Source organism: Streptomyces sp. NPDC005811, from assembly GCF_040630405.1.
In the GTDB taxonomy this organism is placed as follows: Bacteria; Actinomycetota; Actinomycetes; order Streptomycetales; family Streptomycetaceae; genus Streptomyces.
Genome location: NZ_JBEXXK010000108.1, coordinates 1 through 14,545 on the forward strand (window position 1 = coordinate 1; position 14,545 = coordinate 14,545).

Sequence of the window (14,545 nt, forward strand, 5' to 3'; positions counted from 1 at the left end):
CTCACCCCCGGGTTGGGGGGGGGGGTGGGGTGGTGGGGGGGGGGGGGGGCGCCGGGGGGGGGGGGGGGGGCCCGGGGGGGGGGGGGGCCCCCCCCCCCCCCCCCGCCCCTCTCAACCGCACGGAGACCCTCTCCAGACAGAGCGCCGCCGACATCGGCACCCTATCCCCGTGGGCAGAGCCAACGCGGCGGAACACCCATGAGCACAGGCCTGCGCGCCCACAGGGCGCCGGCCAGCCCGACACTCAGGGGTTCGACTGTCTCGGGCGGCAGGGGTTGCACCCAAGGGAGTGACAGGTTGTCAAGAAAACCCCGCTCGGGTGGTTATGCCAATCGAAGTGATCAGGCTCAGCACATTTTTGACGGCACGTCAGAGCATGTCTATGTCGCTCAATGAGGTGCGTTTCCATACACCCAGTCAGGTTCGTTCCACCAGGCATTCTCAGAATTCCGAGATGGCGCCAGGAAACGGGCCTCATTACGTTCATCCTCGGTCGGCTGATCTGCCGACCCCGAAAGGAAAGGAGAACGTCATGCGTGCTCGCACCATCGCGGTGATCGCTGTTTCAGCGGGGGTGGCGGCCGCGGCCGTCACCGGTGTCACCTACGCCAACGCCGTCCCGGAAGCCTCGCCCCGGTCCACCCCCGCCGCCCCCGCCGTCCACGAGGCCGCGCCCGCCAGCGCCCCGCTCGGCGGTGACAGCAACGACAGCTACGGCTACAACCGGGACAACGCCAGGGACGACGACGGCCGGATCCAGATCAACGAACGCTCCTACCCGGCAGACCCCGGCTCCTGCATCGCCGTCATCAACGTGGCCAACCCGGCAGCCGGCGCGACCAGCTTCAACATCCGCAACAACAGCAGGAAGACCGTCCAGTTCTACAACGGGATCACCTGTGACTCGGGTGCTCCCGCCGCCGTGGTCGGCCCGGGCAGCACCACCAACGCAGTCCCCGCACCGCCGGTAGCGTTCGACGGGCTCCCGGGCGTCATCGTGGGCAGCTTCCGCGTGGCCTGACAGCAGAGACAAGCACTCCTTGCAAGATCAGAACCCCGGCCCGCCGTAATTGGGCCGGGGTTCCGGCATAGGGTATCCACCCGGAGAACGGCTCATTCCGAGCAGACTAATCGGCCATCAGTGCGTACCGCCGATCACATGACGCACGGCATCCACGACGGCGGAAGAGAAGCGGCCGTACCACCTTCCTTAACAAATATCGGTGACCAGCCCTTTATTGGCGTGTTGGACTGCTCCGTACGAGTCCTCCGCAACCGAATCCGGAAACACTCGGTAAGCAGAAACTACGCCGCCCACTCCATCCCAAGAGACACCAGCGCGGCGAGTTCCTCAGCGGTCAGCTGCCAGCAGCAGTTCATGCTCACGGAGCGAAAGGGGCGACGGACAGGGTGCCGTCGTCGTTCAGCTGGGCGCGGTCGGCGAGCTGGGCGAGGACCTGCTCCTCACGCACACCGCTGTGAGGGGAGGGGCGCCCGTCAGCTTGTCCTTACCATCGGGCCTGGTCGTGTGGTCACTCTTTGGAGTGATTGCAGGGTATGAGGAGGCGATCCTCATGATCCTCAGCCGGGTGGCCTGCGACTGACGGAGGCCGCCAACCCCCATGCCGAGGGTGGCGGCCTTTGTGCCGATGGGAGGGGCGCTTGGCGTACTCGTCGCGCATTACGTCAGGTCTCCGCCACCGCGGTGGCCGCGAGAACGGTCCCAGCCGACGGTCCGGAGACCGGAGCTCCTGGCTCTAGGAGCTCCGGGATGACCGGCGGCTCAGCAGGGTGCCGCGACGTTTCCGCAGTAGATCCAGCCCCAGTCGGGGTCGTCGAGCTGGTACCAGAGGTTGCCAGCCGAGTTGACCTTGGTCTTGTAGTAGTGGAGGGCCTGCCCGTACTTCTCCGTGCGCCAGAGCACGGTGGCGGACGACTTGTAGCTGTCCCTGACCGGATCGCCTGCCCTGAGTGCGTACGTCCAGCCTTCGTCTGCCACGGCCCGGTTCTGGTCCTGCGCGGTTCCGGACGCCTGAGCAGGGGCGGTGAATCCGCTGGTGAGGAGCGCGGCGCCAGCGGCGACGCCTGCGATGAGTATGCGCATGCGCACGGTGATGTCTCCGTTCATGTCGAGTGAGATGCTGTGTTCTCACCATGTCGGGGAGGCCTGCCGGAAACCTTCGGGAAGTCTGGAATCCGGGCCATCGTGATGCTGCAGGACGGGGATGCCGGACGGCCGTTGCTTCCCCCCGGTGACGTCACGACCGTCCGGCAACGTCCAGACTGGCCCGCTGATGGTTGGAGCCGCGACCTGATTCGACCTAGTCCGAACAACGACAAAACGGAAAGATCATCGGGAGTGTGCAACACTCCGCCGGAGGGATCCCATGGTCTTTCGTATCCACTTCACAGCCGAGGACATAGCGCGCACGAGGGTGGCTGAAGCACCAATGTCACTCGTGGAGTTGAAGTCGGCTGCAAGGGCCTTGCAGGATAAGAAGCCATCGGCTCGTCTGAGTGTTTGGCGCCAGCAGTCACTTAGGCAACTGTCTGCTTCAGCACGCCTGGCCCTGAGCTTCATCCCGCGCGTTGGATGGTCGCCGACTTTCATTGGCGCACCACAGACTGGTTCACCGGCGGAACTCATCGAGCAAGTACGCGCCACACCCATCAGAGAGATTCAGACGGCGCTGGACACAATCCTCCCTCACGGCAGCGCTACGGGAGTCCCGTTTCTCACACGCCGGCTCACCGAACCTGCCTTTCTCAGTGATCTTTGCGACGGTCTCAATGCTCTTTACGAGATCCTTCTCGCTCCCTACAGGCCAGAGATGGCCAACGTCCTCACGGCCGACCGGTCGGTGCGGATGCAGCATGTGTTGCACGGTGGCGTCGAACAGTTGCTGAGCCAGGCGAATCCACAGCGCATGCGCTGGCATGCTCCGGTATTGGAGATTTCTACGCCCGGGGACAGAAACGAGTACAACCTGCATCTGGAAGGCCGAGGCCTTCTGCTCGTGCCGTCAATGATGCTTACGGCACCTAATATCTACTACGACGCGGAGCCCCAGCCTGCCGTCACCTACCCAGCCAGTCATGACCAGCCGCTCCATCAGTTGATCGCTTTTGCTCCTAAAGGAGCGCTCGCACAGGGAAATCCGGTTGCCGCGCTACTTGGACACACACGAGCTGCCGTACTCACCGCGATTGCCGAGCACTCCGGCTGCTCAACGCGGGAACTGGCGAGCTTCGCTGGGCTGGCCCCTTCCAGTGCCAGCGAACACGCCACCGTCCTGCGTGAAGCTGGCCTGATCATCACCGTCCGGCTGCGAAACACCGCACTACACAGTCCCAGCCAGCTTGGGCTCCGCCTTTTGAACCACACATCAAACAAGCCACCTGGCCCAGCGTGATGAGGCCATCCCCGAGTTACTCCCCGGTCCATCGCCGCCTGGCCCGCGAGAACGGCGGCTGCCGGGGCACCGTCCGCACCGCCTTCGCCGACCTCATGCCCGAGCAGGCCAACGCCGCCCACCAGCAGGAGCGCCGTGAGGTTGTGGGGTGTCGGGGCGTTGGCCATGTGCAGCACGGTATCCCGACGGGTTCCTGCGGCAACGCGTCGTCTGTGGCCTACGTCCGGGTCCGGCCGGGGCCGGAGGCGTCCAAGCCGGGGCCGGAGGACCGGCTTGGTGCGTGTACGGGGTGCGGTCAGCGCACGCGTCCGAGGTGGATGACGGTGACGCGGATCTGCCGGTCGCTGATCTCGTACATCACGCGGTAGGTGCCGACGTGGATGCGCAGCAGGTCGGCGCTGCCGAACGCGCCGTCGGGACGGGGGTTGTCGGCGAGGTGGTCGACGGCGGTGAACACCTGCCGTACCCCGTCGGGGTCGTCCTTGGCGAACCGCTCCGCCTGGGTGAGGGCCTCGGGCTCCCAGATGATCTCGTAGCTCACGCCTCAGCTCCGCCGAACACGCGGCGGTACGCCTCGTCGTGGGAGACGCCGGCGTTCTCGCCGCGGGCCTGGCGGGCGCGGTAGGCGGCCAGCGCGCGCAGTTCCTGTAGTTCCAGGGCGTCGGCGGGGCTGACCAGTATGGCGACGGTGTGCCCGTGGTCGGTGATGGCGACAGGTTCCCGGGTGGCGCTGACCTCGCGCGCGATGGCGCCCAGGCGGGCGCGGGCTTCCACGATCGAGTAGGTCGTCTCCGTCATGCACACCACCTTACAGAAGTGTGCACATTCGGCCCTGCGGGCCTGCGGTATGGTCCAGCGCCAGCGCTACTCAGTGATGCCGAGGTGGGTTCGGCGGTCCTGGACGAGCTGGTGCCAGCGGGCGCGGACTTCCTCGGGGCCGTCGAGCCAGACCGTGGTGGAGGCGGGAAGGGGGAGGCCGGCCAGGCAGTGCGCGATGTCCCGGTAGTAGCCGTGGTCGCCGCTTTCGGTGAGGGCGTGCAGCCGGTCGATGGCGGCCTGGACGTCATCCTGCTCGCCGCGGACGGTGTGGTGGAACACGAGGGCGAGTTCGAGGACGGTGTGTGCGGCGGTGATTCCGGCCTCGTGGATCGCCGCGCGCAGGGCGCGGGCCGGTTCGGGGCCGGCGGGGGTGCCGGCGTCGCGGGCGATGGCGGCGGTCTGGGCGGTGAGGGAGGTGGCGCGCTGGTCGAGTCCGGTCAGGAACTGCGCGGCGAGGGCGATCTCGTCGTCGGCCCGGGCGGGATCGGTGAAGGCGGTGACGAGGGCGAGGTTGGCCTGGGCGATGGCCTGCTCGCCGAGGTTGCCGTGGTCTTCGGCTTCGGTGCGGGCGGCGGTGAAGTAGGCGGCTGCCCGGGTCATGTCGCCGTGGGCGAAGTGGATGTCGCCGAGGACGCGCTGGCCGCGGCCTGGCCAGCCGAGGGTGCGGGCCGTGCCAGCCGCGGTGGGGAAGTCGCCGGCGCCGCGGGCGAGGTGGGCGAGTCCGCGGGCGGCGTCAGGGGCGAGGCGGCCTCCGCGGTCGGCGACCTGGCGCATGCCGTCGCGGGAGGCTTCGTGGTGTCCGAGGTCGCGGAGGGCCTTGGCCCGGTAGTAGGTGGCCATGTCGGCGAGTTCGTCGGGCAGCAGACCGGTGTCGAGGACGCCGGTGAGCCGGGTGACGGTCGTGGCACGGTGTTCGTGCTGGCGGCGGGCGAGGGCGGAGAGGAGTTCCGCCAGGGCGTCCGCGGCGGTGGTCAGTGCGTCATCACCGCCGTCCCGCGCGGGCAGGGGGAGGGGTTCCCAGACGTAGTCGTCGGTGTAGGCCCAGGCGGCGTCGGTGAGCCAGCCCAGCTCGAGCCGGTGGTCGCGGGCGAGGGCGAGTCCCTGGCGGAGGCAGCCGGTCAGCAGGCGCCGGTCCAGGCCGCTGCCGGCCTGCCACTGCGCGCCGAGCGCGGCCAGCGCGCGGTCGGCGGCCCTGGTCCAGTCGGTGTCGGTCCAGCGGTCGTCGGTGGCGTCGTCGGCGGTGCGCAGGGTGGAGCGGATGAGGGCGTGCAGGTGGTAGGGCCACAGGGCGAAGGCGTCGTGCTTCACGAAGGGCCGCTCCACGAGCCGGGCGGCCGCGGACAGGTGGGGCAGTCCCGCGGCGGCGGTGGCCAGGGGGAGGTCGAAGGCGTCCAGCAGGGTGACGGCGCGCAGGAGGTGGCGTTCGTCGGGGGTGAGGTCGGCGAGCGTGCGGGTGAGCAGCGCGGGGAAGTCGGCGTCGAAGTCCGCGGCCGTGGGGGTACGGCCGGTGCGGCTGAGCTCGAGGTAGCGGAGCACGGCGAGGTCAAGGTACAGGGGCAGGCCGTGGGAACGTTCGGCGATGACGGCGCGCAGGCCGGCGCCGATGAGGGGCCGGCCGTTGCGGACCAGGCGGCGGTCGAGGTAGTCGGTGCAGTCTTCCGCGCTGAAGTCGCCGATCAGGACCTGCCGCGACGCCGGTGCGGCGGTCGGGCTGGCGGCGGGGCGGGGGCCGGGGACGGTCTGTCCGGCCAGGCCCGGCCAGGCGGTGGGACCGGTGTAGTCGAGCTGACCCTCCACCGCCGCCTCGGCCCACTGCAGACGGCTGCGGCCGGTGACGATGAAGAACGCGTTTGGCATCAGCCACACCAGACGCTGCAGCAGGCGTTCGAGGTCGCGGTGGGTGCGGGTGCCGGTGTCCTCGAAGGTGTCGAGCAGCACCACCGGCACGACCGCCCGGTCGGCGGGGAGCTGGGCGAGCTCCCAGGCGAGCAGGTGCGGGTAGTAGGAGAGCGCGTCGATGTCGGGATCGGCGTCCAGGAGGTCGGCCAGGCGTGTACAGCGGGCCAGGGCCCGGACCGTCTGGCGCCGTTCGCGCAGGGCGGTGGTCAGGGCGCCGGTGAGCTGGCCGATCGCGGTGCCGACGGTGCCGGGCAGGAGCAGGGCCTGGGCGACGTCACTGAGCGCGGACTGCATCTGCTGCGGCAGTGCCCGGCCGAAGCGGGCGGCCAGGCCGCCGCTGCTGAGGTAGTCCTCCAGCGGCTCGCCCGGGTGCTGGTGTTCCCAGTAGCGGCGCAGCGCGATGTCGAAGGCGGGCAGCGGCTTGCCGATGCGGGCGGCCAGGGCGAGGCGGAGGGTGAGGATGACCCGCTCGAAGTCGGTGCCGGCCGCGCGGGCGAGGTCGATCCGGACCGGGAGCAGCGCCGGGCGGGCGGGCCAGGCGGCCTCGCCCCACCGGGCGGGACGGCCTTCCGCGCCGGCGAGTGCCGACTCCAGCGTGCGCGACAGCGTCGACTTGCCGATGCCGCCGACCCCGTGGAAGGCGAGGATGTTGGTGCGCGGCGCCTCCAGGTCCTCGACATCGAACCCGGGGGCCGTGACGCGGGCCAGGTGCTCGCCGAGCGCGGCCTGGACGATCTGCCACTGGCCCTGGCGGTTGGTGAACGCCTCACCGACCTCCAGCTGCCGGTCGTTGGTGCTGAACAGCGCCCGCAGATCCCGTCCCGCCACGGCTCCCCCTGATGATCGTCTTACGGATCAACCTATGCCCGCCGCACCTATGGTGACGGTTCCTCACAGAGAATTGGCTGGTCACGTACGTCGGATCGACCAAGGTGGTATCGCCGTGTCCAGCTCTGCCAGCCCTGAAGACCCCTCCCAGCAGCCCCTGCACCAGGCCGGGGGAGACGCGGCCCAGGCCGAGCGCGCGGTGAAGGAGGTGATCCGCTGGTACAACGCCCGCCTCACCGAGGCCCGCGACAGCGGCCTGGACGCAGAGGCGGCCGACGGGCTGCGGGCAGCCCGGGACCAGGCCCTGGACGACCTGGACCGGCTGGAGGACGCCGGCGCGGACGAGACGGTGCAGATCGCCCTCGCCTACGCCGCCCGGCTCAGGGAACTCAGCGGCGACTGACCCAGCCGGCCGCGGGCAGAGGCAGGCGGTCGGGGAGCGGCCGGTGCTCCACCGGCCGTGCCTGCCACGGGGCGGGCATCAGAGGCTGCGCCTGCGCCGTGATGCCGGTGATCTCCTTCCGTAGCCGGGGCAGGACCTGGTGCAGTGCCCGCTGGACGCAGTGGAAGCGGGCAGCCTCCCCGGGGGTGTAGGGACGGTGCCGGGCTGCGGTCAGAGCCCAGGCTGCGGTGTGGTCGCGGCCCAGCGCCCGGTGGTCACCGTCGATCACCCGCACCGCACTGATGCGCGGGTCGGCGACTGCGGCCGCCACCACGTCGGCGACGACCCGGCAGGCCCGCGCGTGCACGGCCGGAGAGGGAAACGCGGTGACCACGTCCAGCTCCAGAGCGCGGGCGTGGTCGACGAGGGTGCGCTGCCGGCTGTCGGCGGCCCGCCCTGCCAGGACCACCACCTCGATCCGGTAGCCGGCGCGGGCGAACCGGGCCGTACTGAGGGCGAAGTCGGCGGCACTGGTGAAGTCGGCCTCGATGAGCAGGTCGCCGCGTCGTTCGCGGACATACGCCTCGGCTTCGGCCTGCCAGTCCTCGGCATCCGGCCTGACCAGCTCGTCGGCCATCCTCGGGAGGTCGTTGACGAGCTGGAAGTGGTCCGGGTGGGTGCCGCGCAGCAGATCGGGGTCCAGCACGACGGTGCCCGGCCGCATCGCCCGGCGCAGCATCCGCCGCGCCTCCAGCTGCCGGGCACCCGGCTCGCCCACCAGGTAGACCACGACCGGGTCCGGGTGCGCGGTAGCCCGGCGCAGGGCCCGGTCCAGGTGCGAGGGGGCGATCAGCTCGTCGAAAGCCCAGCGGTGCTCGGTCGTGCTGAGGCGGTGGTAGCCGGTGCCGGGCGGTCCGGGCAGCGGGTGAGCGATCCGGCGGACCGGCTCGGCCGCGGCCGCGGCCCGCTCTGCGTCGCGGGAGACGGCAAGGCGCCGGTCCGCGGGCAGCCGCCCGTCGTGGACCTGTACTTCCGCGCGGACCAGGTCACGCCGGAAGACGCGGGACCGGGGCGCGTCCCAGGGACGTCGCCACTCGGCTCGGACCGTGGCGGCCGCGGCCGCCGGCCGTGACCAGGTCCCGTCGGCGGTCAGCTCGTTGTCGTACAGCGGTTCCAGGCCGCGGCGCGCCACCAGCACCCGGTCCACGAGGTGCTCGGCCTCCACCACGTGAAGGGTGTCGAGCAGGCCGGCCGCGCAGCCGTCCTGGTTGTCCCAGCCGACGTACCGGCCTCCGCCGTCCCCGCCCGGTTCCAGGAACCGCTCCAGAACGCTCAGCTGGCACAGGGCCTCGGCGACGGCGAGCACCACCAGTTCGACCCGGTAGCCCGCCGCCCGGTACGCGGCCGAGCCGGCCCGGATCTCCTGCGGGTCCGTCAGAGCGGTCTCCACCACGGCGTCCAGCGGAACCGACCGGGCATACGCCTCGACCTCCGCCTGCCACCGGCGTGTATCCGGCCGCACCAGCATCCCGGCTGTCCGCACGTCCTCCTCGATGTACGTCCGGTACCTCCGGTGCGCCTGCTTGTAGCGATCGCTTCCGATCCGGACCGCGCCCCCGCGCCGCGCGAAGGCTGCCTGCAGCAGTTCGGCCAGCGTCGTCTTCCCGCTCCCGGGCGGGCCGGCCACGAGCAGGACGACCGGCCGGTCCTGACGGACCGCGCCTTCGGTCCAGGCCGGTAAGCCCTCGGCGAGGACCTGCTGATGTTCTGCCTCGCTCAGCTGCGCTGCAACGGCGGGAGCTACCGAAGCCTCCAACAGGCCCTCCTCATACTTCTGCCTGCCTCCGTGCGTTTGAGAGGCGAGATCAACCTAACATCATGAGCGATCGATGAGCGAATCAATGCGCGATCCGATGCGTGATTACTGTATGGTGGTGAGTGGAGGTGAACCCCTTGCCCACTGAGAACGAGCTGTTCAGCGCCGTCGATGCGCTGCTGGAGCAGGTCGCCCAAGACGATCTGCCTCCACCTGCTGAGCGCAAGCGACTGCGCGAGGCAGCCGGGCTGACCCAGACCCAGATCGCGAAGGCCCTGGAAACCCGCCGGGAGGCGGTGGGGAACTGGGAGACTGGCAAGACCGAGCCGCGGCCGCCGCAGCGCGCCGCCTACGCCCGACTGCTCGAAAACCTCGCCGCGCGCTTCCCCGCCCCAGAGGCAGAGGGGGCCCCGGCGCGTGCGGTACCGGAGACGTTCACGGGCACTCCCGCACCAGCCCAGGAAGTGCGGCCCGTATCCACAGGCCCGGTCTCCGAGGCTGCGGCCATGACGACTGAACAGAACACCCAGCCCGCCACCGCCCCAGAGCCCGCTCCGGCCGCTGCATCGCGTCCGGCCCGCGCCGCCCGGCCGTCGACGACGTCGCGCCGCCCGGCCGCGCGGAAGGCCGCCCCGGCGAACATCCCGGCCGGTGTCGACCCTCGCTTCGTCAACGGCCCGCTCGCCGTCGTCGATGTCGACGACGACGGCCAGGTCCTCGCGTATTGCGTCGGCGGCCTGGTCCTAGACGTGCCCGCCAAGTCCCTGCCGTCCCTGATCGACTGGACGCTGAAGGAGGCGAAGCTCGGGCAGCCGAAGCTGTCCGGGCCGGGCAAGCCTGCCGACCCGCTGATCGTGCTCACCGAGGCCGCCCTGGAGCGCTACGGCCTGCCCGTCGCCCTCACCGAGGAGGAGCGGCACGCGGGGCGGATCCCGGAGGGCCACAAGGTCATCAAGCAGCTGACCCGCGCCGACTGGCAGCTCACGAAGCGCGGGTTCGGGCCGTGGGCGCGGATCTACCGCCCGGCCAGGGGCTCGGAGCGCCAGTGCGTGCAGCTGTGCATCCCGTCGTGGAACGCGCTGGACACCCGGCACTGGAGCGACGCCGCGCAGCTTCCGCCGGCGGAACTCGCCCGCGTCCTGGGCGTCTACGCGTCGAGGGTGATGACGCCGCGCGGCTCCACCGCCGTCACCGGCCTGGAGCTGATGACCGCCTTGCACCCGCCGACCTACGCCGTCCGCGATGAGGAGACCGGCGCCCTGCGCCAGGCCGACGAGAAGACCCCCGGCTCGCTGGGCAAGGACGCCATCGACCCGATGGACTGGCCGCCGTGCGAGGTTCCCGACGGTCACCCGGTCCTCAAGGACCTGCCCCGGTTCCACGTGCGCGGCCCCGGCGAGAAGCTGTTCGAGGAGGCGTTCGACTGGGCGCGGCCGATGACGGACGACGAATGCCTGCGCCGCCACCTGGTCGGCCTGGACGTCAACATGGCGTTCGCCGCCGGAGCGAACGGGCTGACCGTCGGCCTCGGTGCGGCCACGCACGTCACCAGCCCGGTCTTCGACCCGAAGCTGCCCGGCAGCTGGCTGGTGGACCTGAGCCACGTCGACCTGTCGAAGGTGAAGGTCGGCAAGGAGTGGGTGGAGCTGAACGGCGACCTGCTGCCGAGCCCGTTCACGCCGAAGGGTGAGCGCCCGACCGGCCCGGCCTGGTACACGACCCCGACGGTGGCGTACGCGGTGGAGCTCGGCTACGAGGTGCGCCCGACCGAGGCGTGGGTGCGGTACGACAACGGCCGCTACCTGGACGGCTGGTACAACCGGCTGCGCGACGCCTACCTCGCCACGATGGCCGACCTCGGTGTCGACGCCGACCTGGCCCCGGCCGACTTCCTCGCGGCGATGGACGGCTACAAGGGCCGCGACCCGGAGCTGGCGATCGTCGTCTCGGCGGTCAAGGCGACGGTGAAGGGCGGTCTGGGCAAGCTGCGCGAGCGGCCCCGGGGTGAGGGCTGGCGTCCGGGCGAGCCGTGGCGGGCGCTGTCCCGCCCGACGTGGCGGCCGGACATCCGGGCGGCGGTCATCTCCCGCACCCGGATCAACCTGCACCGCAAGATCGTCAAGCATGCGGCGTTCACCGGGCAGTACCCGATCGCGGTCCTGTCCGACTGTGTGGTCTACGCGGCCGACGGGCCCTCGCCGCTGGACTTCCTGCCCTACCGGGAGGGCAAGCCGCTGCCCGGCGGCTTCAAGCTCGGCATCAACCCGGGCCTGGTCAAGCACGAGGGCACGCAGGACGTCCTGTGGGGCGAAGAGGTCCGGGAGCGGTTCAGCGCGCCGGAGCTCAACTTGGCCCGGTACATCAAGGACGGCACCGTCACCGACGTCGACAACGGCGAGTAGGGGAGTACGCAGGCGATGAGCATGTTCGGGGACGGCCTGGACGCCGCGGTGCAAAAGGCGTTCACCCGCCCGGCACCCAAAAGCGCGGGCGCGCAGATGCGGTACCTGGTCAAGCAGCTCAAGAGCACCAAGGCCGTCGCCCAGATGCTGCGCATCTCCCAGCGCACCGTCGAGCGGTACGTGAAAGACCAGATCAAAAAGCCCCGCCCGGACCTTGCCGCGCGCCTGGAGCGCGAGGTGAAGGCCCGCTGGCAGCCACAGATCCGGGCGCAGGCCCGGCAGAAGGCGGCGACCACCGGCGGCATCGTCATCGACACCCGGGCCCGCATGGGCTACACCGCGCCGATCGGGTCGACGGACCAGGACCGCATCCGGCACCTGACCGTCGCCCTGCCGCCCCGCTACGCCGCCCGGCTGTTCGAAGCCAAGGAGGCCGGCGCCACCGAGCAGCAGCTCAAGGAGATCGCGGCCGAGGCGCTCAAGGAGGTGTACTTCCAGGACGGCGGCCGCCGCGCCGGCCAGCTGGAAGAGGTGCGCTTCACCGACATCGAGCACCTTGAGTTCGGCCTGTAGCAGCCGCGCCACGAACAGTCCGCGAGCCCGGGCCAGTTGGTTCGGACTCGCCCGCGGCCGTTGGGGGCGGATGTGCAGCGCGCTTCGCGCGCTTGACTATCCGCTGCTGGGAGCGACGGTGACCGCACTCCTGATTGGCTTGACCGTTCCGTTGGAGTAGCGCCACACATCGCTGGCGTGTCCCGAGGGACAGCAGTTGGCATCTGCTGGACCGTAGAAGGTTTCGTCAGCCACGATCCGGCTCCGCGTGATCTGTCGAACTTCCAGGAAGTTCGGTGGTTCCCCCTGTCGTTTCTGCTGACTATTGAGTGTGGTCAGCAGCTTCGGCTGTCCGCTGCTGCCGTCGAAAACCATGATGCCCATGGCCGTCTGGCCAGCCGCAGTGGAATTGTGGTTTGCGCAGAGGACAGGCAGTGCTGCTTCGTCCTGGCCGTCGCCGGTGAGATCGCCGAAGGCGAGCTGGTCGGTTCGGGCGCTGACATCCTGCGGGAAATTGGGTTCTGGGCCATCGAAGTGCGACGGCACATTCAGCGCCACGCCGTCGCGGAGCCGGATGGAATCGGGCGAGCGGCAGAGAGAGCCTGGGATGGTCATGTTGGGCCAGTCGACCGTGTGTAGGTCCAGATGTGGGCCCGATGCCGTATCCGCCGTGACTCGGTCATGCTCCGGCGGGCCATCTCGATGGCTTTCACAGGCGGTGAGGGACGCCAGCAGGGCTACCGCCGTCACAACTGGCAGGATGAGACGAGCTGAAGGCTGTATTGGGGTGATCATCAGCTCGTCACGGGGCATCCGGTAGGGCTGCCTACCTCCTGCAGCGGTTCGCCGAGCTTGCCAGTCCGCAGGTCTGGCACATATGCACGCGTGCCGCTGTTCGGCACGCTGAACGTCTTGAAGGGCCCCAGTACCCTCTGCAACGGCTTGCCGTTGTAGCTGTAGTCGATGACCAGGCTCCACTGGTAGTTCCCGCGGCAGGCCTTGGCATCCACCCGAATGATGGCCGGGTCCTTGGCGTTCACAGTGAATCCTGACCCGAGCGGGTTGGTCCGGGCCGATTTGTCGCCGGGCTGTAACGGACCCTGGACTCCTTGATCGTCCAATCGGGGTTTGTCCAGATCGAGCTTGAAGACTCTGTCCTGTACATCACCGCAGCCGCCCTGGGTCAGTGCCACCCACGCTGGCGCGTTGATGCGCTCGGGGACCCGTGTCGACAGGTGGATCTCGTCAATGGTGACGGTGGTGTCGTCCTTCGTGCTGAGATCCACATAAAGGTGCCCCTCACCCCATGTGCCCCCCTTGTTCTTCTGAGTTGTCACCGTGGAACGGAAGTCTTGGGCCTGAGCAGTGAAGTCCGTTAGCGGTTTACCGTCAGCCGGCATGGCTACAGACGTTGCACCATCGCAGGTCTTCACGGTCGGCCACTTCGATGTCACCAGCAATGGTCCCGAGGCAGGGGACGAAGTAAGCACTGAGGGCTGGCCGGATGGCGGGCTGCGGTGAGCCGAACCGGAATCACTCAACCACAGGGGGACCCCGACGGCCACGGCCAGGACCAGTGCGCACGCAGCCCCGGCAAGCCGCACGCGGGGCTGCCGCCACAACGGCGACGGTGACACGGACTCGGATACACCGAGCGGCGCCGTCGCGGGGGTTTCGGATCTTCGTGGGTCTGACTGCTCCCAAAGCTCGTGCAAGGCTGTGATCTCCTCCGGAGGGAGGCGCAGTGCCTTCGCGATGGCTGCGGTCGTCTGCCATGTAGGCCGATCATTACCGTCGTTCAAGGCCTTGCTGACAGTCGTTCTTCCCACCTGTGCCCGCCTGCTCAGGCTGGTCGTGGTCAGACTTTCCGTCCCAAGACGCTCCCGGAGCTTGCGCCGCAAATGGGTCAACGCCTGTGCCGCTTCGGCGTCCTCCATGCCCGTCCCCCCACAAGGTGTTCAAGGGTGTTCATCTTCGTACGGCTGCACCCTGACGTGCACCCGAATCGGCAAGGTCGCTGCATCCATTCCGTCCACGCAGCCCAAGGAGCCGGCCGTGCCGTCGCCCTACACCACCGTTCTCACCATCCTGGCGATTACCGTCGCCGTAATCATTGCGCTGCTTGCTGCGCTCGCGGCCGGACTGCTGGCTCGCGCTGAGGGCGCGAGCCCGGCAGCAGCTGTCAGCCGTGGTGGCATGACCTTCGCGGCCACTCTCACTTTGCTGGCTCTCGTCGTCACCACTGTCGCTGGCTTTCTCACATGATCCGCATCAAGGAGGGCAGTCACCGCGCCGTTCATCTGCAGGCGGTGCCCTTCACAGACGGCGAGTACCTCGAGTTCGACCCTTAGGGGGTCCTCGCTTTCGGATAGGGAGACCGCGCCACCAGTCGCGACGACGAGGGCGACCCGGAGATGATTCTCCGAGGTCGCCC

Annotated in this window: 13 protein-coding genes and 1 pseudogene; 5 read left to right on the forward strand and 9 right to left on the reverse strand. The window is 69.5% G+C overall.

The annotated features are described in order from the left end of the window. The first annotated feature begins 532 nt into the window (after positions 1-532). Positions 533-1,021 carry a hypothetical protein gene (locus tag ABZ490_RS51190; protein ID WP_359007610.1) on the forward strand — a complete coding sequence of 163 codons (489 nt, stop codon included), beginning with the start codon at positions 533-535 and terminating at the stop codon, positions 1,019-1,021. A gap of 762 nt (positions 1,022-1,783) precedes the next feature. On the opposite strand, the gene ABZ490_RS51195 is transcribed toward ABZ490_RS51190, so the two are convergent. Then, on the reverse strand, positions 1,784-2,128 hold the full coding sequence (locus tag ABZ490_RS51195; RefSeq protein WP_359007613.1) for a hypothetical protein: 345 nt from the start codon (positions 2,126-2,128) through the stop codon (positions 1,784-1,786). 322 nt (positions 2,129-2,450) lie between these two features. Here ABZ490_RS51195 and ABZ490_RS51200 point away from each other — a divergent pair, with 322 nt between their 5' ends. Continuing rightward, a complete protein-coding gene (locus tag ABZ490_RS51200) occupies positions 2,451-3,413 on the forward strand; it encodes a winged helix-turn-helix domain-containing protein (RefSeq protein WP_359007644.1) in 963 nt (320 codons plus the stop codon). A 295-nt stretch (positions 3,414-3,708) separates the two neighbouring features. On the opposite strand, the gene ABZ490_RS51205 is transcribed toward ABZ490_RS51200, so the two are convergent. From ABZ490_RS51205 to ABZ490_RS51215, 3 genes are all read right to left on the reverse strand, one after another. Next, positions 3,709-3,954, reverse strand: coding sequence for a type II toxin-antitoxin system RelE/ParE family toxin (locus tag ABZ490_RS51205; protein ID WP_359007617.1), 246 nt, complete (start codon positions 3,952-3,954; stop codon positions 3,709-3,711). Further along, positions 3,951-4,211: a type II toxin-antitoxin system Phd/YefM family antitoxin gene (locus tag ABZ490_RS51210; protein ID WP_359007620.1), complete on the reverse strand. Its 261-nt coding sequence runs from the start codon at positions 4,209-4,211 to the stop codon at positions 3,951-3,953. The genes ABZ490_RS51205 and ABZ490_RS51210 overlap by 4 nt, the downstream gene beginning before the upstream one ends. 66 nt (positions 4,212-4,277) lie before the next feature. Continuing rightward, entirely contained in the window at positions 4,278-6,959 is a 2,682-nt protein-coding gene (locus tag ABZ490_RS51215; protein WP_359007623.1) for an ATP/GTP-binding protein, read from the reverse strand. 115 nt (positions 6,960-7,074) lie between these two features. Between ABZ490_RS51215 and ABZ490_RS51220 the strand changes: the two genes are divergently transcribed. Continuing rightward, the gene (locus tag ABZ490_RS51220; protein ID WP_359007626.1) at positions 7,075-7,362 is read left to right on the forward strand and encodes a hypothetical protein; all 288 of its coding nucleotides are present in this window, start codon (positions 7,075-7,077) and stop codon (positions 7,360-7,362) included. Here ABZ490_RS51220 and ABZ490_RS51225 read toward each other — a convergent pair. Continuing rightward, entirely contained in the window at positions 7,349-9,157 is a 1,809-nt protein-coding gene (locus tag ABZ490_RS51225) for a zeta toxin family protein (protein WP_359007629.1), read from the reverse strand. The two genes, ABZ490_RS51220 and ABZ490_RS51225, sit on opposite strands and share 14 nt — an antisense overlap. 137 nt (positions 9,158-9,294) lie before the next feature. Here ABZ490_RS51225 and ABZ490_RS51230 point away from each other — a divergent pair, with 137 nt between their 5' ends. After that, complete coding sequence (locus ABZ490_RS51230; RefSeq protein ID WP_359007632.1) at positions 9,295-11,559, forward strand: helix-turn-helix transcriptional regulator; 2,265 nt, start codon at positions 9,295-9,297, stop codon at positions 11,557-11,559. 15 nt (positions 11,560-11,574) lie between these two features. Further along, complete coding sequence (locus tag ABZ490_RS51235; RefSeq protein WP_359007635.1) at positions 11,575-12,132, forward strand: XRE family transcriptional regulator; 558 nt, start codon at positions 11,575-11,577, stop codon at positions 12,130-12,132. Between the two features lie 96 nt (positions 12,133-12,228). On the opposite strand, the gene ABZ490_RS51240 is transcribed toward ABZ490_RS51235, so the two are convergent. The 4 genes and pseudogenes from ABZ490_RS51240 to ABZ490_RS51255 all read right to left on the reverse strand — a co-directional run. Further along, entirely contained in the window at positions 12,229-12,726 is a 498-nt protein-coding gene (locus ABZ490_RS51240; RefSeq protein WP_359007638.1) for a hypothetical protein, read from the reverse strand. A 179-nt stretch (positions 12,727-12,905) separates the two neighbouring features. Further along, positions 12,906-13,397 (reverse strand): hypothetical protein, encoded by a 492-nt coding sequence (locus tag ABZ490_RS51245; RefSeq protein WP_359007648.1) that lies wholly within the window; start codon positions 13,395-13,397, stop codon positions 12,906-12,908. Positions 13,398-13,835: 438 nt separating this feature from the next. After that, positions 13,836-14,048: pseudogene (locus ABZ490_RS51250) on the reverse strand (helix-turn-helix transcriptional regulator); the annotation flags it as partial. A 129-nt stretch (positions 14,049-14,177) separates the two neighbouring features. Then, positions 14,178-14,545, reverse strand: a 368-nt coding sequence (locus ABZ490_RS51255) for a hypothetical protein (RefSeq protein ID WP_359007641.1), incomplete at its 5' end; no start/stop codon positions are given.